Source organism: Tenacibaculum sp. nBUS_03 (assembly GCF_051201695.1).
In the GTDB taxonomy this organism is placed as follows: Bacteria; Bacteroidota; Bacteroidia; order Flavobacteriales; family Flavobacteriaceae; genus Polaribacter.
Map to the genome: position 1 here is coordinate 288270 of NZ_CP179214.1, position 22522 is coordinate 310791.

The following is a 22522-nucleotide window of genomic DNA, read 5'->3' on the forward strand; positions in this document are numbered from 1 at the left end:
TGGAACACCTCTTTAATTTTAGAGTATTATTTTAGTATTTAGTTTTTTTGAGTTTTACTCTTCTTTCTTTTAATATCATCATAACTTTATTTTTTTAGTGTTTAGAAAACAATGTTGTAGTTATTTTTAACTATTACAAGGTTTCTTCTTAAACAAATTTATTTATAACAATTTAAAATTTATTAAAGATGCAAGAAGGCACAGTAAAATTTTTCAACAATTCAAAAGGATTCGGATTTATTAAATCATCAGAAACAGGAGAAGACATTTTTGTACATAACTCTGGATTAATCGATGAAATAAGAGAAGATGATAAAGTACAATATCAAACCGAAGAAGGTCGTAAAGGGCTTAATGCTATTAATGTAGAAATCATTTAATGATATCATATACAAATTATTAAAAAGGATTGTTAGAAATAACAATCCTTTTTTTATTATCTATGTTGATTTCTTACTAAAATTACTTGTTGAGTTTTATTAATTTGAAGTTGATTATTTTTTTTTATTTAGTTTACCTGTTAAATCTTATACGGAAACAATGCATAAACATAAAAAAACATCCCTATATTGATTTAATGCTTTATTAATATTTTAGTTTTTAACGATATAAATCAACGAGTTTTTCGCTGTTACCATTGCAGTTTAATAGTGATTCTTTCATTTATTTATAAAATTATCTAGTCTACTTTTAGCCATTTTCTGAATTTTTTTCTTCATGAAAGGGGGCCAACCAATTAAATATCCTTTAACACCTATTGCTTGTTGAGTCCATTTCCATAAGTTAAAAGTATCGATATGCTCAATAATTTTACCATCCTTGAATTTAAAACTAGCACTAACCATATTAATAACCTTCCTGTTATTTTCTCCATAAATATATTTTGCTGTCCAGTTGGCAGTACCTACTTGCATAGTTGTTTCAATGTTAGTAAAACTAATTTTGGTTTTATTGGTTCTTCGGTTCAATAGCATTTCCCACATTTTAAGAACCCTTTCTCCTTTTAATGTTCCGAAAACTGGATCATGAAATAATATATCTTTATGATAACACTCTGTCATTTTTTCAATGTTTCCACTCGAGAAAGAAGAATAAAATTTTTCTACCAATTTATTATTTTCCATATATTTTAAAATTGTGATTTTTAATTTAGTGTTAAATTAGTTATGTTTCTATTAACAAGCTACTTTACATAGAGAGTCATCAAATTGGATATAATATGTTTCATTTTGTACTTTGCAACTAATATAAGAAAGATAAATGTAATTTAAAAAAATCAGGTACTCTTCAATTTCACAGATAATTAACGTTAGAAACTTCATTTATTCTTATTTTCGCAGTATGCAAAATAAATATTTCATTACATTCTTCTTCTTGTTATTATCATTTATAACGATATCTCAAAACACTTCTAATGATAAGCTAAAAGGGCAAATTATAGATGGTGATTCAAAAAAATCATTGAGTGCGGCACATATTTTAAACCTTAATACTGTAACTGGTACAATTACAAATGAAAAAGGTTTATTTGAACTTACAGCAAAAGCAAATGATACAGTTTTAGTTTCATTTTTAGGGTATTCCTCTATAAAATTAAAAGTCACTAATGACTTACTAAAAGGAAACGAAGTTATTATCTCTTTAAATGAAAAAGCTGAAGAAGTAAAAGAAATAGTCATAAAATCTACTAAATTAATTGGTGTTTTAGAAGTAGACGTTAAACAAGTGCCAAAAGATAAATTTACAAGAATTCATATTAATGGGGTTCCACAAACCTATGAAGTTGGTCGCCCTAAAAAAATAAATTCTCCACTAGCAAAACTATTAAACCCTGTAGATTTGGTATATAATTTATTTGGAAAAAAACCAAAACAACTAAAAAAGCTTCAAAAACTAAAGAAAGAAGATGATTTACGTAAAATGTTAGCCGGAAAATTTGATAGAGAAGTAATGATGGAATATTTAGAAATGGATCGCTCGGAGTTAAATAAATTACTTTCTGATTGTGACTATTCTGAATATTTTATCAAAAAAGCTAGTGATTTACAATTAATTGAAGCAGTTTTAAATTGTTATGAAAATTATAAAGCCCTTAAGAAAGGTAAGATAGGAAGAAATAGAATACCTGAAAAAACAGATTTGAAGCAGTAAAATTTTACTGCTTTTTTTATGTGCTTAATTCAGTTAAAAAAAGTAAATTTACGCCCTTTAAACACACACACAAATACAACTAGACAATGATTCATTTCTTTGGAAACGTAAACGGTAAAATATTTGCTGTTCAAACAACAGAAGAATTAACTACAGAAACAATTTCAAAACTTACTTGGTTATTTGGCAACCAATCTAAAATAAATACGGCGTCTATTGACGCCTTTTTTGTTGGGCCAAGAGCAGCGATGATTACTCCTTGGAGTACTAATGCTGTTGAAATTACTCAAAACATGGGTATAACTGGCATACAAAGGATAGAAGAGTTTGAAGCTGTTTCTTCTGATTTTTCAGATTTTGACCCTATGATTTCTCAAAAGTTCAATGGTTTAGGTCAAGAAACCTTTACTATTGATATTCAACCAGAACCTATAATAGAAATCGCAGATATTAATGCCTACAATAAACAAGAAGGTTTAGCTTTAAGTTCTGAAGAAGTTGAATACTTAGAAAGTGTAGCTCTTAAAATAGGAAGAAAATTAACTGACTCTGAGGTTTTTGGGTTTTCGCAGGTGAACTCTGAGCACTGTCGCCATAAAATTTTTAATGGAACTTTTGTTATTGATGGAGAAGAAATGCCTACTTCTTTATTTAAATTAATTAAAGAAACATCAAAGCAACATCCTAATGACATTGTTTCTGCATACAAAGATAATGTAGCCTTTGTAAAGGAACCAAAAGTTGAACAATTTGCTCCTAAAAGTGCCGATAAACCTGATTTTTATGAAACATCAGAGTTTGAATCAGTGATATCATTAAAGGCTGAAACTCATAATTTTCCTACTACTGTAGAGCCTTTCAATGGCGCAGCAACTGGTGCTGGAGGAGAAATTAGAGATAGATTGGCAGGGGGAAAAGGTTCTTTACCTTTAGCAGGAACAGCAGTTTACATGACTTCGTATTCTCGTTTAGAAGAAAATCGTCCTTGGGAACAAGCAATGGATGAGCGTAAATGGTTATATCAAACACCAATGGATATATTAATCAAAGCATCTAATGGTGCTTCTGATTTTGGTAATAAATTTGGACAACCGTTAATTTGTGGTTCAGTGTTAACTTTTGAACATGAAGAAGAAGCTCGAAAATTAGGTTTCGATAAAGTTATTATGCAAGCTGGAGGAATTGGATATGGAAAAAATGAACAAGCGTTAAAAGATATTCCAAAAGAAGGTGATAAAATAGTTATTCTTGGTGGTGAAAATTATCGAATAGGTATGGGAGGTGCTGCCGTTTCTTCTGCTGATACTGGTGAATTTTCTTCAGGAATAGAATTAAATGCTGTACAACGTTCTAATCCAGAAATGCAAAAGCGTGCAGCAAATGCTGTTCGTGGAATGGTTGAAAGTGATGAGAATTTTATTGTTTCTATTCATGATCATGGTGCAGGAGGTCATTTAAATTGTTTATCTGAATTAGTTGAAGACACTGGAGGTAAAATTGATTTAGATAAACTTCCAGTAGGTGACCCTACCCTATCAAACAAAGAAATTATAGGTAATGAATCTCAGGAACGCATGGGATTGGTTATTGCTGAAAAACATATAGAAAAATTAAATAGAATAGCTGATCGTGAACGTTCACCAATGTACACCGTTGGTGATGTTACAGGAAATAACCGTTTTACTTTTGAATCTAAAACCAATGGTAGTAAACCCATGGATTTAGCTCTAGAAGATATGTTTGGTAGTTCTCCTAAAACAGTTATGAATGATAAGACTGTTATTCGTAATTATAAAGAGTTAAATTATTCAAAAGAGAATTTTTACTCTTATTTAACTCAAGTTTTACAATTAGAAGCTGTAGCTTGTAAAGATTGGTTAACAAATAAGGTTGATCGTTGTGTTGGTGGTAAAGTTGCAAAGCAACAATGTGTAGGTACTTTACAAATTCCATTAAATAACGTTGGAGTAATGGCCTTAGATTTTAAAGGAAAAGAAGGAGTTGCAACCTCAATAGGTCATTCTCCAATATCTGGATTAATAAATCCTGAAGCTGGTAGTAAAAACTCTATAGCTGAAGCTTTAACAAATATTGTTTGGGCTCCGTTAAAAGATGGTTTACAATCTGTTTCTTTATCAGCTAACTGGATGTGGCCTTGTAAAAATGAAGGTGAAGATGCTCGTTTGTATAAAGCTGTAAAAGCAATTTCTGAATTTTCTATTGATTTAGGTATTAATGTTCCTACTGGTAAAGATTCTCTATCAATGAAGCAGAAATATCCTAATGAAGAAGTAATATCTCCAGGTACAGTAGTGATTTCTGCAGGTGCAAACTGTAACGATATAACTAAAGTAGTTGAACCAGTTTTAAAACCTAATCAAGGTAAAATATATTATATTAATTTATCTCAAGATTCTTTTAAATTAGGTGGTAGTTCTTTTGCACAAATCATAAATAAAATTGGTAACTCTACTCCTACTATCACTAATAATGAATTCTTTAAATCTACGTTTAATGTTATTCAAAATTTAATTAAAGAAAATAAAATTGTAGCAGGACATGATATAGCTTCTGGTGGTTTAATAACTACTTTGCTAGAGTTGTGTTTTGCTGATGTTAATGTTGGAGCGAATTTAGACTTATCATCTTTAGATGAAAAAGATAGTATTAAACTTTTATTTGCTGAGAATTCAGGTATTGTATTTCAATCAGTTGATGCATCAGTAGAAAAAATATTATCAGAAAACAATATTGAATTTTTTAATATTGGTTCAGTAACTGAATCTGACAGGTTAAATATTAAAAATGGATCTGACATTTTTGCTTTATCAATATCTGAATTAAGAGATACTTGGTATAAAACATCTTATTTATTAGACAATAAGCAAACAGCTAAAGGTTTAGCTAAAAATCGTTTTGACAACTATAAAAATCAACCTTTACAATACAATTTCCCAAAACATTTTACTGGAAAACTAAAGGATACTGTTGATTTAGATAATAAAAATACCACAAAACCGGTAGCTGCTATAATCCGTGAAAAAGATCTAACTCTGAACGTGAAATGGCAAACGCCATGTATTTAGCTGGTTTTGATGTCAAAGATGTTCATATGACCGATTTAATTTCTGGTCGTGAAAACTTAGAAGATGTGCAATTTATTGGAGCTGTTGGAGGGTTCTCTAATTCAGATGTATTAGGATCTGCAAAAGGTTGGGCTGGAGCATTTTTATATAATGAAAAAGCTAATACAGCTTTAAAGAACTTCTTTAATAGAAAAGATACTTTGTCTGTTGGTATTTGTAATGGTGCTCAATTGTGGATGGAATTAGACTTAGTTAATCCTGAACATAAAGTACATGGTAAACTAATCCATAATGATTCAAAAAAACATGAAAGTTCTTTTACTTCTGTAAAGATTCAAGAAAACAATTCTGTAATGTTATCTTCTTTAGCAGGCTCGGAACTTGGGGTATGGATTTCTCATGGTGAAGGTAAATTTAATTTACCCGAAGCTGAAGAAAATTATGATATTGTAGCTAAATATGGTTATGAAGGGTATCCTAATAATCCTAATGGTTCTGATTACAATACTGCAATGATGTGTGATCGTAGTGGTCGTCATTTAGTAACTATGCCTCATATTGAACGTTCTATATTTCAATGGAACTGGGCTAATTATCCTGAAGACAGACAAGATGAAGTCTCTCCTTGGTTAGAAGCATTTGTAAATGCAAGAAAATGGATTCAAAATCAAAAATAATATCAGTAAATAAAATAAAAACCTTTTGAAATTTCAAAAGGTTTTTATTTTATATCAAATTTTAACGCTCAAAAAAAATATTCTTTTTTTAATTAAAAGGAAACCGTTAAATAAAACATAAAAAACTGTTAATTAACAAAGTTATGTAACAAATGTTACATAGACCTACAGTAAATCATAATATTTTTGTGGCTTAATAGATATTAATCTTTTAGAAGGGTTAGATTAATGGTATTAAAAGATTAAAAAGGTACATATATTTGTACCTTTTTTTAGTTATAATTCATTTTAATTATCTCTATTTTAAGAATATAAACCTTGACTAGTATTCTTGGTATTCCTACTAAAAAAAGTGTATTAAAAACATATTAATCTTCATAGGATATTGCAATAATTACTGAAAATAAATTACTTTTAGAACTAATAAATCAGTTAAATAATTTCCCTCGCTCATGTATTAAGTCTCAATGTGGATAACATTATATTCGCAAAGTTATTATTTTTATAAAGAGAAGTTGAATATTACAACATGAAGTATATTTATCTTTACTAGAAATAAATTATTCCTATTTCAAGTATGTATTAAAGTATAATGCTAGCTTAGAAAAAAACTAATACTGATGAAAATTTTAAAATTTATTGCAAGTTTAGCTTTAAATTAAAAAAGCGCACATACTGATTCGTATGTGCGCTTTTTTAATTTATTTTCTAAATTTATTTCTAGTAATTATATATTTTAATTTCTCTTTTACATCCCTTCCTACATCATAAACCATTTGTTCATTACTTGGAAAAGGTACAGCTCTTAATGACAATAAATCTAAATAGCTTCTTTCTAGCGCTCTTTTATCTCCTCTGTAAGTTGCATACCTATGTTCAAAAATAAATTCACTTTCTAAAGGGAAGTTTTGAATACGTTGTTTAGAAAAATTATCAAAATATTGAACCATTCCAATAACTTGTGCTGATTTTGATTGTGTAAACTGATAAAAATGACAGTTTGCTCTTATAAATTTATCTACTTTTATTTTATTTCCTAAACTATCTTTTACTTGGTTTCCTTTAGAATCTAATAAGTATTTAAATCCATCCTTTATTCTTTTTTCTCTAATTATTTCTTTTTCATGAACTTGTTCAGGGGAGATTCTTATATCTCTAAAAACGAGTTTCAATGTAAAATCATAATTAATTCTACTACTTTTTTTGCTATGGTAAATAGTCCAAAAATCATTTAAACCATAGGTGTCAAAATTTAGTAAATCTTTTTCTAATCTTTTTGGAATAACTTTATCAGTTTTATTTTCTAATGATACTAAAACAAAATCTGTACCTAAATTATGGGCCTCTTGTTGAAGTTGCCTAACATCTTTATAGTTAGGATTAATTTTATCTAAATACTCAAGATCTTCATAGACTCTTCTATAGTCTTGTTTGTTTTTTGATGAAAATACAGATTTTGACTTAACATATAAATACTCAGATAAATCATTTTTTGCAGTAATTATATCATTATTATAATCATTGAAGTTAAAAACAGCATTTCTACCTTTTGATAAATTTTTTAACGGTAACAAAGGTTTTATCCTTTCTTGTCTATCATTTAAGGAAAGATATAAATTATATATTCGTTCTAAATTTTCAGGATTCTCTTCTTTTCTTAAAAAATCTATCTTAGACAACTCTCTTTCTGAAGCTTTATTAAATGCCTCTTGAAGCATAAAAACATACGGTTGATATTTTTCCTTGTTTTTATTGCTTGTCAGCTTTTTTAAAGATAAATCAATAGCTTTATCGTAATTACCTTTATTTATTGCTTCTTGAGTAGACTTAACGCTACTACATGCTGTTATAATTAAGCAAAAAAGTAATAATAGTATTGTTTTTTTCATAAAAGTATAGTTTAGTTGACTTCTATTAGCAATAAAAGTGCCAAAGAAAACCTAGAAACAAAATTATACTTTTTAAATCTAAGAAATTACTCAATTTTTAAAATATTTTATTATTTAATTTTTAAAGTATGAATTGTTACAATAAAATTAAAACAGAAGGTCAGTTTTCAAAAACTTAAGCTGATAGTAAAAACATTAAAACTACCCACTATTTATAATATAAAAGGCTGTTTATTAAGTGAAAACAGCCTTTTATGGTTATGCATATTAATTTATTTTTAAAAAAATTAATATAAAAAATACATGCAATTATTTTTTGAATATATTTTTCATTTTATTCAAATTTTAAATACTTTATTAAGTCTATTTTTGTTGCATTAAAAGCTTTTATACCAACCACAAAAAAAGTTAAGGTAATAATTATTATTGGTGTTATAATAAATGGTAATACTGGTATTTCAATCCTATAAATAAAATCACTCAACCATTGTTCAACAAAATAGTAGGATATCGGTAAAATTATAATTAATGCTATACCTGCAATTTTTATATAATTTATAACTAATTGGTATATTAATTCTTTGGTAGAAGCCCCTAATGCTTTTCGTATAGCTACCTCTTTTAAGCGTTGTTGAATGGTTAATGAAGCAAGGGCAAATACACCGATTAAAGCAATAAAAATAACCAAAATTGTTAGAATAAAAAACATTGTATTGTTATTTTGATAGTTCTTTAAACTCAAAGCAAAATCTTCATCAACAAACCTATAGTTAAAAGGGTAGCCGTCTTCAATATTTTTCTTCCAATAGTCTTTTACGAAGTTAATAACATTTGTCATATCATTACTATCTACTTTTAATTGTACTGTATTAAACATATAAGTTTTTGTTTCCGAAAAAATATTCCAATGGTAATATAAAGTGGGGGTTGGTTCAATACCAAAACTAGTGATGTAATCTTTGATTACTCCGACTATTTTTAGTGTTTTGTTGTTTAATATCAGCTCTTTACCGATAGGGTTATTAGCAATGCCAAGTTTCCTTGCCATAGTTTTATTTATCAATACATTGCTTATGGTGTCTTTCACAAAATCTTTTTGCAAAAATCTTCCTTTTTCTAATTTTATATTAAGTAAATCAAAATGCTCAATATCTAGTGGGTTCAGCATTACCATGATAGTTCCCCCATTCTCAACTCCTTTTAATACGATATTTGTCATATTTGTGCGCAACTGAGTGCCAGGTGTCATGTAACTACTAGTAACTTTTGATATATTAGGATGCTTAGTCAGCTCCTTTTTCATCACTAAATATTTCTTATAGTTATTAAAATTTGTATTAAAATTAACTACCATAACTTGATCGCCATTGAACCCAACATCTTTTTGTAACATAAATTTCACCTGTAAAAACATTACAACCGAAAGAATTAGAAAAAAGCCAGATATTAAAAACTGAATTCCTAACATTAGACTTTTTGAGGAACGGTTATTTTTATTTCTACTAATATTTCCTTTTAAAACCTTTACAGCCTTATAATTAGAAATAACAATGGCAGGAAAGAAACTAATAAGTAGTGCCAAAAAAATGGTTAAAATAAAAACATAAATAATGGTACTAAAAGAGTTGTATATTTCAATAGATGTGTTAAAGTAATCATTGAAGTAAGATAGGGATAACTCTATTATTAGTAAAGCAATTATGAAGGCAATTAAACATTGCGCTATAAGTTCGAAAACTACTCCGAAAAAAATACTTTTTTTAGAGGCTCCTATTACCTTTCTAACTCCAATCTCTTTTGCTCTAATGGAAGCTGAAGCTAATGATAAATTTATAAAATTAACACTGGATATTATTAATAGTATAACAGCAAAAAACACCATTAAATATATAAATTCTAAATTTCCTTTACCTTCTGGGCCACCATCGTCAGACTTTGAATATAATCGTATTTTGCGTAATTTTTCAATTTTAGTGTGTTTTGCATCGTTATTCATATATTCATCTAATGAAATACCTCTTCTCTCAGCTGTCTGTTTCCATTGACCATTCCAAATATCAGTGATTCGATTTATTATAGTACTTTCTACACTATTATTTTTTGTTTTGATAAATAAACTCCAACTTAAAGAAAACCAATTTCCCTCTGGTTTAGATTCATTTTGTATTACCAAATTAGGCATAAAATAATGTTTTCCTTCTAATTTGTATACAGTTGTAATTATATGTTTTCGATTATTTAATTTAAACGTTTTTCCAATACAATTACCTCCATCAAAAATACTTTTCGCTAATTTTTCTGATATAGCTACGTTTTGACGAGTTTTTTTAAATTCTTCCGCTGAACCTTGTACAACTTGAAATGGAAAAAAATTAAAGAAACTAGTTTCTCCCTTTAAAATCTTAGTAATGTAGTGTTTCTTAATCGGTAACTCTATTACTCCACTTCTATAATTACTAACACTCAAATAAGTGTCTACAACATCTGGGATTTGTTCTTTATAAACATCTCCCTCAATTGCTGTATTATAAGGGCCAATTTCAGTTCCCTTTCCCATAAAATTTGTTTTTAATACTCTGTAAACAATTTCTTTATTAGGGTTTAATTGGTCGTACGAATTTTGTTCTTGAAAATAAAAGGAAACAAATAATAAAATTGCTAAACTTAACCCTACTCCCAAAATATTAACCAACGTATTCAACCAGTTTTTTTTCTGACTTCTCAGAAAAATCTTTATCCATATTTTAAACATATTCTTCTATTTTTAAATGAGAGCTATAAAGCGTTATAATATTGTTAACAAATTTCTATACACTTATAAAATCTAAATTTTATAATTCAGCATAAAGCAATAACATTCTCATTAGCTCATACTAACTACATTTGGTTTTAATAAATTATTCGATTAGAATATCTATTTTGTTATTATTATTTTCTTCAGTAATAATCTGTCCATCTTTCAAGGTTATAATCCTTGAAGAAAATTTTGCATCATAATCTGAATGTGTAACCATAATTATAGTAGAACCACTAGCGTGTAGCTCTGTAAAAAGTTCTAATACATCGTTACCACTCTTACTGTCCAAGTTTCCTGTTGGTTCATCTGCCAGAATTATTTTTGGGTTGGTAATTAGTGCCCTTGCAACAGCAACTCTTTGTTGTTGACCGCCAGAGAGTTGTAATGGAAAATGCTTTGCACGATGACTAATACCAACTCTTTTTAAAATCTCCTTAACCCTAGTCTTTCTTTCAGAAGGTTTAACACGATTATAAATTAAGGGAAGTTCTATATTTTCAAATACCGTCAATTCTTCTATCAAGTTGAAATTTTGAAATATAAAACCTATGTTCTTTTTTCTTATATCTGATCTTTGCTTTTCATTAAAATTTATTACTTCTATCCCATTGAATATATAACTCCCTTTGTCTCCAGAATCAAGCATACCTATAATATTTAAAAGTGTGGATTTACCACAACCTGAAGCTCCCATTATTGCTACAAACTCCCCATCTTTAATGTTTAAATTTAATTCTTGTAAAGCAGTTGTTTCTACTTCGTCAGTTCTGTATGTTTTTACTAAATCAACTATATTTATCATTGTTGTATTTTTATTATTGTTTGTACACTAAATTGTCTAATAAACTGTAGGCTTATTTATTATTAATTATATTTAATAGCTCTACATCCTTAAAATTTTCATAATCGGAAGTTATTATCTTTTCGCCAACTTTTAACCCAGAAACAACCTCATAGTAATAAGGGTTTTCTCTACCAAGCTCCACATTTCTTTTCACTGCTGTTTGTTTATTTTCATCATAAACAAAAACCCATTTTCCATAAGTAGATTGCTGAAAAAGTCCTTTTTCTATTAATAATGACTTTTTACTACCTGATAAAAACAATTTGCTGTTAAAAGACATCCCTCTTTTTATATTAGTAGGAACAATATCTGAGGTAAAAGAAAGTTCAATTGTAAAACTGCCTGAAACTACATCAGGATATACTTTAGATACCATAATTTTATATGTATTTTGGTTGTCATATATTTCACCTAAAACACCAAGTTTAATCTTAGAAATATAAAATTCATCAATAGTAGCTACCAACTTATACCCATCTAAAACATCTATTTTTCCTACGGACTGTCCCTGGTTATAGTTCTGACCAAGAATTGGGTTGAATGAAGATAATAATCCATCTGATGAGGCTTTTACCACAAAATTTTCTTTATTCTTAATCAATAAGTTTAAACTTTTTTCCATATTTGATAAAGAACTATTAATTCTTGCTAATTGTACATCTCTACTTTTATTTTCCTCATCAACACTCTTTTTAATTACCCCACTCCTCTCCTTTTGATATTGAAAATTTTGTTTAAATTTTTCATAATCATTTTTTGCAATTACTCCTTTTTTATATAATTTTGAATTGATAGTGAACTCTCTTTTAGAGGTATTAAAATCGTTATCAATTTGCAATAATTGCTGAGCTAAATTTAATTTTTGATTGGTTACTTGTACACGTAAATTTCTTAGATTGTTTATTTGTTCTATAATTGCTGTCTCTTGTGTCAAATAATTTAATTCAGCATTGGGGTTGTGTAATTTTAATAAAGGGGTTCCTTTTTTCACAGTCATACCACTTTCCGCAAAAATTTCAGCAACAGCTCCACCTTGAATTACATTTACTAAAACAGATGTTTTTGGCTCTACTACAGCGTCAAAAAGAGTGATATCTTCAAAATCACCTTCAATAACCGATTTTATACTTAATGATTTTATTTTTAAATTTACTTGCTTTTTACGAGTTAAATTCAAAAAAATAATTCCTACTAATAACACAATTGGTATCCCCCAAAGTAACATTTTTTTCGTTTTTTTATTTTTTATTTCTATTTGTCTATCCATAATTTAAAGTTTCATTCAATATCTTATTATTCCATAAATATGCCACTAGATTACAAAAACATAAATTACTAAAAATCAGGAGTTTATTTTTTTAGATAAAATAAATAAATGTTCGAATATGAACATTTATTTGTTCATATTCATTCAATTACGTAATTATGTAAGATGAGAAAAAAAAAGCTACAATATTAATTGTTGATGATGACAGTGATATCTTATTTTCAGCAAGAATAAGTTTAAAAAAATATTTTTCCGAAATTATAAAAGAAAACAATCCTAAAAAGATAAGTACTCATTTAACTGCTTCTCCAGTAGATGTTGTGTTATTAGATATGAATTATAGGATAGGTTTTGAAAATGGAAAAGAAGGTTTGTATTGGTTACAACATATTAAAGAGTTAAGTCCTGAAACGACTGTTATTTTAATGACTGCTTTTGGTAATGTTAACTTAGCTGTAGATGCCATTAAAAAAGGGGCTACCGATTTTATTTTAAAACCCTGGAATACTGAAAAACTATATGGAGTTGTAAATGCAGGTGTAGAATTAGCTCGCTCAAAGAGGAAAACTACTCAATTACAAACGGTTCAAAAACAAAACGACAAAGATTTTCATAAACAAACAGAACATATTATAGGTAATTCTCCTATTATGCAATCTGCAATAAAACTAGTTAAAAAGGTAGCACCTACAGATGCGAATATTTTAATACTAGGAGAAAATGGTACTGGAAAATATGTTTTTGCTAAAGAAATACATATCCAATCTAGTCGTAAAAATCATCCTTTTATTCATGTAGATTTAGGTTCTTTAAATGAAAACTTATTTGAAAGTGAATTATTTGGTTATGCAAAAGGCGCATTTACTGACGCACAAAAAGATACCATTGGTCGTTTTGAATTAGCAAAAGGAGGTACTATATTTTTAGATGAGATAGGTAATTTACCAATGCATTTACAATCAAAATTACTAACTGTTGTTCAAAATAGAAAGATAACTCGTTTAGGGGAGGGAAAAGAACGAGCTATTGATGTTCGCATTATTTGTGCTACGAATGCTCCAGTACATAAAATGGTTGAAGAACAAACTTTTAGGCAAGATTTATTATTCAGAATAAATACCATAGAATTAAACTTACCACCACTTAGAGAAAGAAAAGAAGATATAGAATTGTTAACTACTTATTTTTTAAATAAACTAAATCGAAAATATCGAAAGCAAATTCAAGGTATTTCTAAAGAAGCACTTAATGCACTTAACCAATATCATTGGCCTGGTAACATTAGGGAGATTGAACATATTATTGAAAGAGCAATAATTATTACTGACAATAGTAAAATTCAACTTGAAGATTTACATTTTTCAGCAAAAAACACAACAAATTCTTTAATAGATAACTTAAATTTACAAGAAACAGAAAAACTATTAATACAACGAGCCCTCCAAAAACACCAAGGTAATATTTCAAGAGCAGCCAAAGAACTTGGGTTAACAAGAGCCGCGTTATACAGACGTCTAGAAAAGCACCAATTATAAAAAAATGGGAACACCACAATATTTTCAAATTAGTATAAGGATTTCTTTATTAATTTTAAATGGGGTTATTATTTTTAACAGCTACATAAATGGATATATCATTAATACCATAGGTTTTACTTTGTTACTGATTTTTCAATTTATTTTATTTGTTAGCTATCTAAATAAAATATTTTCAGACATTGAAAGGTTTGTGGACTGTTTATTATATGATGATTATTCAAGTACTGTATCTAAAGAAAAAAGAAAAAATTCAATATACAACAAAACAGCATTATTATCAGAAAAATATAGAAAACTAAGTCTCCAAAAAACGTCAGAACAACTTATATATAACAATATAATTGAAAGTTTAAATACGGGTATACTTATTTTGAGAAAAGATAAAAATAATACAATTGAAGTATTTCAATTAAATACTGCATTTAGTGATTTTTTAAGAATGCCTAAATTTTATAAATGGAATATATTAAAAAGTAAATTAGGAAAGCTTGTTACATATATTTTAGATTGGAAAGAATATAGACATACAGTTGTTTTAATAATTAATGAAGAAAAGGAAACATTTTTCTTGAAAACTTCTGTTACTGAAACAAATGAATATGAATATTTAATCATTTCTTTAGAAACCATTCAACAATTAATTAATAAAAAAGAAAAAGAAGCATGGTATAAATTAATGAATGTAATGTCTCATGAAATTATTAATACTATAACTCCTATAAGTAGTTTAGCTGAAAATTTAGGGCATCTCCTACAAGAAACCCCTCCAGATGAAGATACTATAGATGAATTATCTCAGGGGTTAGAAATTATAAATAGACGTTCAAAACATTTGACTTCTTTTGTTGACACCTATAGAAAATTAGCAGAATTACCATTGCCACAAAAGGAAAAATTTAACTTAACTGAACTTGTAAAAAATACTTTGCAACTTTTTAGCCAAGAATTCATATTAAAAAAAATTCAAGTTGAATTCTTAATTACATCTGAGTTCATAATCTATGCAGATAAAAAGCAAATAGAACAGGTTATTGTTAATTTATTATCTAACTGCTTATATGCTTTTGAAAATATAGCACTCCCTAAAATAAGTATTTCAATTTTTGCTGATGATAAACGCACACATTTATCAATAACGGATAATGGTATAGGTATTTCTTCAGAGATAAAAGATACAATATTTGTTCCATATTTTACTACGCGTAAAAATGGATCTGGTATTGGATTAACTTTAAGCAAAAGTATTATGGAATCTCACAACGGAATCATTCAATTTTCGTCAAACCTTGGAATAACTTCTTTTACATTAACGTTTGTTAATTAATTTACAATTGTAAATGTATTGATTTGTTATTTCATTCCTCTTTGAATACTAAATGTTTAAAATATCAACTACTACAGCAATTACTAATAATGATATTTATATGGTATAAATTGTATGTTTTACTTTACATAAAAAGGTTTTACAATGTTATTATATGAGCAGTATATGAGTAAAAGTATTAGATTACAATTGTAAATTACTTTATTATACTATTACTTTATAGTATTCTAAGTTATAACTTTGGTTAGGTCTTATAGTATCTTAATACCTACTAAATAACTCTACTTTAAGTACCTATATTAGCTGCTATTATTGTATTTAAATTGTTTAAGTACTAATTATACTAGATTAATTACTAATAAAGTATTGTATAACGATTTAAATATCATATTGTTTAACTATTCAATTGTTAAATAGAATCACAAATTGATTACATTTGTAAATAGTTAGTGGTATTCGATTGTTTTGTTACATTTGTACATTGATTAATACCTTTTATAACACTCATATTTTATAAAGTTTAATAGATTTAATTTATTGCAATAGCATAAACACTTAAATTACAGTGTTTTGAGTTGCTTTACTTATAGTTTTAATTAAACTTATAATACTTTTTGTGACTATACTTGTCTTTATTGTGTATTTCAATTTGTTTTGTTACATTTGTATACAATAATATTAATTAACAATTGTGAATTCTGAAGACTTTATTACTAGATTAAAAAAAATTTTAGATTATTACAGCTTAACATCTTCTACTTTCGCCGATACGATTGAAGTACAAAGATCAAGTATGTCACATTTAATGTCGGGAAGAAATAAGCCAAGCCTCGATTTTGTTTTGAAAATTGTAGATAAGTTTCCTGATGTAGATTTATATTGGCTATTAAATGGTGAAGGAAATTTTCCTAAAAAAAAGTCAACGGTTACTATTGAAGAAAAACAAGAATCTAACGATAAAGTTAAAATTACTACTCCTTCTCTATTTAATCAAAACACCCCAGATACTAATAAAGTTCCAAATACTCAATTCTCAGTGAATACAAAAAAATTAATAAAAGTTGTTCTTTTATACAATGATGGAAGCTTTGAAGAATTTAAACAATAATTTTATGCATATATACTCATATTTCATAAAAATATATACTGATTTTTAAATACTCAATTCTCAGAGAGTCATAAATTCAGTAAAACAACTTTGCTACTGTTATTATTAAGCTTATAATTTATCAACATGAAACAAACTCTTGATTCAAAATATCAGTATTTTTGTGTTATTTACTTAATTTACTTTTACCTTTTTAATGAATAAATATATTTTAAATAATGATGTTCAATCATTTATAAATAATAATTTAAAATCAGATATTGATAAATTACTTTTCAAGGGGAGCCCTTTTAAGCAGGTTACTATTCAAGAATTGGCCAACCAAATTATAGCTAAACAAAAATCAGAAAAAAAATTATCTTCGTGGTTTAATACTGATGGTATATACTATCCATCTAAAGTAAGTATAGAACAAACATCTTCTGAAATTACAGCATCATATAAAAGTTCTATAGTTAAAGGAAATACCATAATTGACTTAACTGGAGGCTTTGGTGTTGATTCTTTTTATTTTTCAAAAAAATTTAAAACTGTAATTCATTGTGAGATTAATAAAGAATTATCAAAAATAGTTGACTATAATTATGTTAAACTCGGTGTAGATAATGTGAATACTATTCCTAATAATGGCATTGAATATTTAAAAGAAACTTCAGAAATTATTGATTGTATTTATATTGATCCATCACGAAGAAATGATATCAAAGGAAAAGTATTTTTACTAACAGATTGCTTACCAAATGTTCCAGATAATATTGATTTTTTATTCTCTAAATCTGATACAATTCTTATTAAAAATTCTCCTATTTTAGATATTTCCGCTACAATTAACGAATTAATGTTTGTTAAAGAAATTCATATAATAGCAATAAAAAATGAAGTAAAAGAATTATTGTTTTTGTTAGAAAAAAACTATAGTGATGACATTAAAGTGAATACATGTAATTATGTCAAAAACAACAAGTTAGATGTTTTTAATTTTAGTCTTTCTTTAACAACAGAAGTATCCTTTAACTTACCTTTAAACTTTCTATATGAGCCAAATTCAGCTATCTTAAAATCTGGAGGATTTAATCAAATTTCTAGTTATTATTGTTTAGACAAATTACATCAACATTCACATCTTTATACCTCTGAATTGTTAAAAGAAAATTTCCCTGGACGAGCATTCATAATTGAGAAATATTTTAAATACAATAAGAAAAGAATTCGAAAAGAAATTTTAGAAAAGCAAGCAAATATTACTATTCGAAACTTCCCAAAGACAGTAACGCAATTAAGAAAAGAAACTAAATTAAAAGAAGGTGGAGATGTTTATTTATTTTTCACAACTAATTTTAATAATGAGTCTATTGTTATTAAATGTAAAAAAATAAAATAATAATAACTTTTTTACGTTCTTATGGAGATAAGTGTCTATATCGGACGTGTTTTTTTATTAGGGGAAAATAAAACATGTCAGAAAGCCTTGATTTTTAATCAAGGCTTTTCTTTTTGTAAGATAATTTCCTTATTCGTTGCTAATTCTGTAGCAAGTTTATCTTTTTGAAATAATCGGGCAGTTAAATCTCCTTTTAATGTAATTTTATTACCATTCACCTCTAACCAGCTACCTTCTCGTAAACCTAAAACATCAGTTGTATTAAAAACATGAAATTCTTTAATACGTGTTTCTCTAGTTTCTCCCATATGTTTAGAATTAGGATTTGGGTCTAGATAATGAGCATTAATATTAAATGGTATTAAACCTAAAGTTTTAAAACTTGGCGGATATACAATAGGCATATCATTCGTATTCATCATAGTCACTCCACAAATATTACTTCCTGCACTTGTTCCTAAATAAGGAGTTCCTATTTCTAGAGCGTCTTTCAAGGTATCTAACACATCATTTTTATATAATTGATTTACTAATTCAAATGTATTTCCTCCTCCTGTAAAAATTCCTGTAGCATTAACTATTGCTTCTTTTGGGTTTTCAAATTCATGAATTCCTTTTACATTCTTTCCTATTTTTTCAAAAGCTTTTCTTGCAATCTCAGTATAGGCATCATAACTTATTCCTCCTGGTCTTGCATATGGAATAAATAAAATATTGGTTGTTTTCTCAAAATGAACAGAAAGTACTGGTAAGATATACTCTAAATAACCACTTCCATGAACTGTTGATGTACTTGCTACAATTAGTTTTTTCATAAAAAATATTTTTATAACTTTGGTAAAACTAATTATTTAAAAAAAATAAACAATGAAAAAATTACTTTTCTTATTTTCTTTAGTTTTGACACTTTTTTCTTGTTCAAAAAATGATTCTGAGCCTCTTTCAGTTACGAATAATGATATTGTAGGCACATGGAAGTTAACTGACTTTAAAATTGAAGGTACTACTAAAGGTACATATAAAGGACAAAATTTTAAGGGTACTGTAAATTCTTATGGAGAAGATTATAATTTCACATTTGCTTTCAATCAAGACAACTCTCTTTCTTTAAAAGGACTATTTAGAATAGTTACCACATCAACAATATTAGGTATTTCTCAAACTAATAAAAGTGATGCTAAAATTATAGATGGCTTTGACAACACTGCCAAATGGAATATTGATAAAAATATTTTAAAACTTACTAGTGATGGAAAATCTTTCGAAATACCTATTGATGATTTTAATAATAATAAGTTAGTTTTAAAATATGTTGTTAATGAAAAGAAAGTGATAAATGGTATTGATTTACAAATAAATGGTGTACAGTACTTAGTCTTAGAAAAATAGTTCACACTAAAACAATAAATATAAAAGCCTTACTAATATCTAGTGAGGCTTTTATATTTAACAAAAATTTACAAAGACATTAAAACATTTTTAAGAAGGGTACTTTGTTACTTTGTTTAGCACAAACAAAAATTTTATGCAAAAACAATTACTCTTCTTATTTATAACTTCCACTACTCTTTGTTTTTCTCAAAAAAAGAAAATAGTGTTAAAAGGGGTTTTAAAAGATACACTTGGTGTTATAAAAAATGCTAATATTTTAAACCTAAACACTAAAAAAGGAACTTTTTCTGATCATTTAGGGGGATTTACAATTACTACTTCAGTAGATGATGTGTTACAAATTTCATCAATTCAACATCATTCTCAAAAAATCACCATTTCGAAAAAAATTTCACAAAAGAAAAAGATTATAATTAAAATGTATACTAAAAATTATATTTTAAATGAAGTAGAAATAAAAAGGCATAATTTATCTGGTAATTTATTGATTGATATAAAAAAAACTCCAAAAGATACTATATCTGAACTTGTTAATAAAATGATGGATGGCATTAAAAGTATGACGTTAAATGAAATAATGAACATGCCTACTGGTAGTGATGAAGTTCATCTATCTAAATCAGCAGCACCAGGAATTCCAAATGTATTTACTGACGGTATAAAACTTTACAGTGGCACAATTGGTGGTGGTTATCAAAAAAAAAGAAGAGAAGAAAGAAAAAAACGAAAACAAAAAGAACAATTTCCTGATAAACTTCTTCGTGACTTTGGAAAACATTTTTTTTTCACTGAATTAAAAATACCGAAAGATAAATATTATCATTTTATAGAATATTGCAGTTACACTAATATAGCTTCTCTTTATTACAATAAAAAATTATTTGAAGTCATTGAGTTGTTAAAAAAAGAAAGTGTTCAATACCTTGAAATAATTAATAAAAAATAGAAATGTCAAAAATATTACTTTTATTATTATTTTTTAGTTTTTTAAATGTTCATTCTCAAAATGGAAGAAAATTTATACATGGAAAAATTTCTGATAAATTAGGTGGATTATCAAATGTTCATATTATAAATTTAAACACAAAACGTGGAACATACACCAATGAAAATGGTGATTTTAAAATACCTGTTAAATTAAATGATAGCTTGCGATTCTCTTTTGTTGGTTATGAAACGAAACTTTTAAAAATAATAAAAAAACACTTTGGTATACAAAACAATAATTTTAGTTTAAACAAAACTACTTATGTTTTAGATGAAGTGGATTTAAATAGAAACAATCTTTTGGGTTTCTTATCTGCAGATTCTAAATTAATAAAAAAAGAAAAAGTAATAAACGCTGAAACTTTAAAACTTCCTTTTGCTGGAGAAAGAATTCTAACACCAGCTGAAAGAAGGTTACAAACAGCTAGAGGTGGAAAAAACCCTGCTCTTATAGGACTGTTAGGAGGTTCTATTTCTTTAGATTGGATCATAAACAGTGTTTCTGGAAGAATAAATAAATTAAAAAAACTAAAAGATATTGAAGAAAGTGAAAAAAATATAAGTTACATTAAAAATACTTATGAAACAATGATTATCAATGAGTTGAATATTTCTGAAGATAATTTATATCGATTTATTTATTTTTGTGAAGCTGATATGAAATTTATTCGTATCTTAAACGGTGGTGAAATAGCTATGATTAATTTTTTAAAACAAAAATCTAAAGAATTTAAAAAACTATAAAATGAACAAAATACCTCTTTTTATACTACTTGTTTTTTCTTTAAATATTTTTTCTCAAAATGATCGCACATATATTCATGGAAAAATTTCTGATAAAATTGGAATATTACCAAACGTTCATATTATAAATTTAAATACAAATCATGGTACGTATACTAACAGCAATGGTGATTTTAAAATACCTGTAAAGACTTCTGATATTCTACGTTTTTCATACGTTGGTTACGAAACCAAAATAATACATGTTACAGATGAATATTTTGGAATGCACGATAATTTTTTTATCATAAAAAAAATTACTTTTTCTTTGGATGAAGTGGAAATAAAAAAACACAATTTAAAAGGAAGCATATCATCAGATATTAGAAAAACACCTGAAGATAAAAGAGAAGAAGCCTTAAGTAAGACTATGGATTTTTCAAAGGTAGACATGAGTATTGTTGAAGCTAATGATCATATTGATGAAATGGTTCGACCTCCTAGCGTAAATATGGATCCTACTGCTAAGTTTGTAGGCGTAGGTTCTAAATCTACTATTCCTTTTGGATATTCTAAAAAATTATGGGCGCTTAGAAAAGAACTAGCCCTAAGAAAAGGAATGCCTTCAAAATTATTAGCTGAATTAGGTGAAAAATTCTTTTTTGAGGAATTACAAATACCTCCAGAAAAATATTATCACTTTTTAGAATACTGTAATCCATTAGGAATAGAAGGATTACACAAAAAAGGTGAGTCTTTGAAAGTTATTAAAATATTGGTAGCTGAACATTCAAAGTATCTAAAAATAATAAAAAAACAGTAATTTAGCTTGCTAATAGACACTAAACTTACTATGAAAAAAATATTTTTTATACTTGTATTAATATGTAGCTTAATATCCTTTACAGTTCCACATAAATATTACATTGCACTAACTGAAATAGAATATAAAGAAGAATCAAAATCTATTCAAATGATAATGAATGTATTTATTGATGATTTTGAAAGCGCAATAAATAAAGACTATAATACTAATCTTCAGCTATCAACAAATAAAGAAAATCAAAAGTCCGATGTTTTTATAAAAAAATATCTAAATGAGCATTTTAAAATTTCAATAGATAATAACGAAAAAGAATACGCTTTTATAGGTAAAGAATATGAAGGTGATATTGTATACTTTTATCTTGAAATTGAAAAGATATCATCTATATCAACCATTAAAATTGAAAATGATGTTTTAATAAAACACTTTCCTGAGCAACAGAATTTAGTAAAAATTACTATTAACAAAAATCGTAAAAGCTTATTTCTTAACAAGAAAAATGATAAAGGTTTGTTAAAATTTTAACAAATTT

The 22522-nt window shown here is 26.9% G+C and carries 17 protein-coding genes and 1 pseudogene; 12 read left to right on the forward strand and 6 right to left on the reverse strand.

Translation table 11 applies throughout. From position 1 onward, the window contains the following. The first annotated feature begins 188 nt into the window (after positions 1-188). Positions 189-380, forward strand: coding sequence for a cold-shock protein (locus ACMFBB_RS01315; protein WP_435262674.1), 192 nt, complete (start codon positions 189-191; stop codon positions 378-380). 279 nt (positions 381-659) lie between these two features. Here ACMFBB_RS01315 and ACMFBB_RS01320 read toward each other — a convergent pair whose 3' ends face one another. Continuing rightward, on the reverse strand, positions 660-1124 hold the full coding sequence (locus ACMFBB_RS01320; protein WP_435262675.1) for a nuclear transport factor 2 family protein: 465 nt from the start codon (positions 1122-1124) through the stop codon (positions 660-662). A gap of 217 nt (positions 1125-1341) precedes the next feature. Here ACMFBB_RS01320 and ACMFBB_RS01325 point away from each other — a divergent pair, with 217 nt between their 5' ends. Continuing rightward, on the forward strand, positions 1342-2151 hold the full coding sequence (locus ACMFBB_RS01325) for a carboxypeptidase-like regulatory domain-containing protein (RefSeq protein WP_435262676.1): 810 nt from the start codon (positions 1342-1344) through the stop codon (positions 2149-2151). An 86-nt stretch (positions 2152-2237) separates the two neighbouring features. After that, positions 2238-5914, forward strand: a pseudogene (gene purL / locus ACMFBB_RS01330) (phosphoribosylformylglycinamidine synthase). 701 nt (positions 5915-6615) lie between these two features. Here purL and ACMFBB_RS01335 read toward each other — a convergent pair. From ACMFBB_RS01335 to ACMFBB_RS01350, 4 genes are all read right to left on the reverse strand, one after another. Continuing rightward, complete coding sequence (locus tag ACMFBB_RS01335) at positions 6616-7803, reverse strand: hypothetical protein (protein ID WP_435262677.1); 1188 nt, start codon at positions 7801-7803, stop codon at positions 6616-6618. A gap of 334 nt (positions 7804-8137) precedes the next feature. Continuing rightward, positions 8138-10555 carry an ABC transporter permease gene (locus tag ACMFBB_RS01340; protein ID WP_435262678.1) on the reverse strand — a complete coding sequence of 806 codons (2418 nt, stop codon included), beginning with the start codon at positions 10553-10555 and terminating at the stop codon, positions 8138-8140. Positions 10556-10700: 145 nt separating this feature from the next. Beyond that, positions 10701-11402, reverse strand: coding sequence for an ABC transporter ATP-binding protein (locus tag ACMFBB_RS01345; RefSeq protein ID WP_435262679.1), 702 nt, complete (start codon positions 11400-11402; stop codon positions 10701-10703). Between the two features lie 52 nt (positions 11403-11454). Further along, positions 11455-12711 carry an efflux RND transporter periplasmic adaptor subunit gene (locus tag ACMFBB_RS01350; protein WP_435262680.1) on the reverse strand — a complete coding sequence of 419 codons (1257 nt, stop codon included), beginning with the start codon at positions 12709-12711 and terminating at the stop codon, positions 11455-11457. Positions 12712-12896: 185 nt separating this feature from the next. Between ACMFBB_RS01350 and ACMFBB_RS01355 the strand changes: the two genes are divergently transcribed. The 4 genes from ACMFBB_RS01355 to ACMFBB_RS01370 all read left to right on the forward strand — a co-directional run bounded on the left by ACMFBB_RS01355 (position 12897) and on the right by ACMFBB_RS01370 (position 18062). Beyond that, positions 12897-14246, forward strand: a complete 1350-nt coding sequence (locus tag ACMFBB_RS01355) for a sigma-54-dependent transcriptional regulator (RefSeq protein WP_435264345.1) — start codon at positions 12897-12899, stop codon at positions 14244-14246. Positions 14247-14250: 4 nt separating this feature from the next. After that, the gene (locus ACMFBB_RS01360; RefSeq protein WP_435262681.1) at positions 14251-15573 is read left to right on the forward strand and encodes a sensor histidine kinase; all 1323 of its coding nucleotides are present in this window, start codon (positions 14251-14253) and stop codon (positions 15571-15573) included. A gap of 688 nt (positions 15574-16261) precedes the next feature. Next, positions 16262-16681, forward strand: coding sequence for a helix-turn-helix transcriptional regulator (locus ACMFBB_RS01365; protein ID WP_435264346.1), 420 nt, complete (start codon positions 16262-16264; stop codon positions 16679-16681). Between the two features lie 196 nt (positions 16682-16877). Continuing rightward, a complete protein-coding gene (locus tag ACMFBB_RS01370) occupies positions 16878-18062 on the forward strand; it encodes a THUMP-like domain-containing protein (protein WP_435262682.1) in 1185 nt (394 codons plus the stop codon). Positions 18063-18160: 98 nt separating this feature from the next. Here ACMFBB_RS01370 and pepE read toward each other — a convergent pair whose 3' ends face one another. Continuing rightward, positions 18161-18877, reverse strand: coding sequence for a dipeptidase PepE (gene pepE, locus ACMFBB_RS01375; RefSeq protein WP_435262683.1), 717 nt, complete (start codon positions 18875-18877; stop codon positions 18161-18163). Between the two features lie 52 nt (positions 18878-18929). Between pepE and ACMFBB_RS01380 the strand changes: the two genes are divergently transcribed. The 5 genes from ACMFBB_RS01380 to ACMFBB_RS01400 all read left to right on the forward strand — a co-directional run bounded on the left by ACMFBB_RS01380 (position 18930) and on the right by ACMFBB_RS01400 (position 22515). Further along, positions 18930-19451 (forward strand): hypothetical protein, encoded by a 522-nt coding sequence (locus ACMFBB_RS01380; RefSeq protein WP_435262684.1) that lies wholly within the window; start codon positions 18930-18932, stop codon positions 19449-19451. A 136-nt stretch (positions 19452-19587) separates the two neighbouring features. Then, positions 19588-20400, forward strand: a complete 813-nt coding sequence (locus ACMFBB_RS01385; RefSeq protein WP_435262685.1) for a hypothetical protein — start codon at positions 19588-19590, stop codon at positions 20398-20400. Between the two features lie 2 nt (positions 20401-20402). Beyond that, a complete protein-coding gene (locus ACMFBB_RS01390) occupies positions 20403-21185 on the forward strand; it encodes a carboxypeptidase-like regulatory domain-containing protein (protein ID WP_435262686.1) in 783 nt (260 codons plus the stop codon). A gap of 1 nt (position 21186) precedes the next feature. Continuing rightward, on the forward strand, positions 21187-21987 hold the full coding sequence (locus tag ACMFBB_RS01395; RefSeq protein WP_435262687.1) for a carboxypeptidase-like regulatory domain-containing protein: 801 nt from the start codon (positions 21187-21189) through the stop codon (positions 21985-21987). A gap of 30 nt (positions 21988-22017) precedes the next feature. After that, the gene (locus ACMFBB_RS01400) at positions 22018-22515 is read left to right on the forward strand and encodes a DUF6702 family protein (protein WP_435262688.1); all 498 of its coding nucleotides are present in this window, start codon (positions 22018-22020) and stop codon (positions 22513-22515) included. Positions 22516-22522: the final 7 nt, after the last annotated feature.

Bases quoted from the DNA above. Each gene is read 5' to 3' on its own strand.
- ACMFBB_RS01340 (WP_435262678.1), bottom strand. From the start codon at position 10,555: ATGTTTAAAATATGGATAAAGATTTTTCTGAGAAGTCAGAAAAAAAAC.
- ACMFBB_RS01345 (WP_435262679.1), bottom strand. From the start codon at position 11,402: ATGATAAATATAGTTGATTTAGTAAAAACATACAGAACTGACGAAGTA.
- ACMFBB_RS01350 (WP_435262680.1), bottom strand. From the start codon at position 12,711: ATGGATAGACAAATAGAAATAAAAAATAAAAAAACGAAAAAAATGTTA.
- ACMFBB_RS01380 (WP_435262684.1), top strand. From the start codon at position 18,930: ATGAAAAAATTACTTTTCTTATTTTCTTTAGTTTTGACACTTTTTTCT.
- ACMFBB_RS01360 (WP_435262681.1), top strand. From the start codon at position 14,251: ATGGGAACACCACAATATTTTCAAATTAGTATAAGGATTTCTTTATTA.
- ACMFBB_RS01390 (WP_435262686.1), top strand. From the start codon at position 20,403: ATGTCAAAAATATTACTTTTATTATTATTTTTTAGTTTTTTAAATGTT.
- ACMFBB_RS01385 (WP_435262685.1), top strand. From the start codon at position 19,588: ATGCAAAAACAATTACTCTTCTTATTTATAACTTCCACTACTCTTTGT.
- pepE (WP_435262683.1), bottom strand. From the start codon at position 18,877: ATGAAAAAACTAATTGTAGCAAGTACATCAACAGTTCATGGAAGTGGT.
- ACMFBB_RS01370 (WP_435262682.1), top strand. From the start codon at position 16,878: ATGAATAAATATATTTTAAATAATGATGTTCAATCATTTATAAATAAT.
- ACMFBB_RS01395 (WP_435262687.1), top strand. From the start codon at position 21,187: ATGAACAAAATACCTCTTTTTATACTACTTGTTTTTTCTTTAAATATT.
- ACMFBB_RS01325 (WP_435262676.1), top strand. From the start codon at position 1,342: ATGCAAAATAAATATTTCATTACATTCTTCTTCTTGTTATTATCATTT.
- ACMFBB_RS01335 (WP_435262677.1), bottom strand. From the start codon at position 7,803: ATGAAAAAAACAATACTATTATTACTTTTTTGCTTAATTATAACAGCA.
- ACMFBB_RS01320 (WP_435262675.1), bottom strand. From the start codon at position 1,124: ATGGAAAATAATAAATTGGTAGAAAAATTTTATTCTTCTTTCTCGAGT.
- ACMFBB_RS01400 (WP_435262688.1), top strand. From the start codon at position 22,018: ATGAAAAAAATATTTTTTATACTTGTATTAATATGTAGCTTAATATCC.
- ACMFBB_RS01315 (WP_435262674.1), top strand. From the start codon at position 189: ATGCAAGAAGGCACAGTAAAATTTTTCAACAATTCAAAAGGATTCGGA.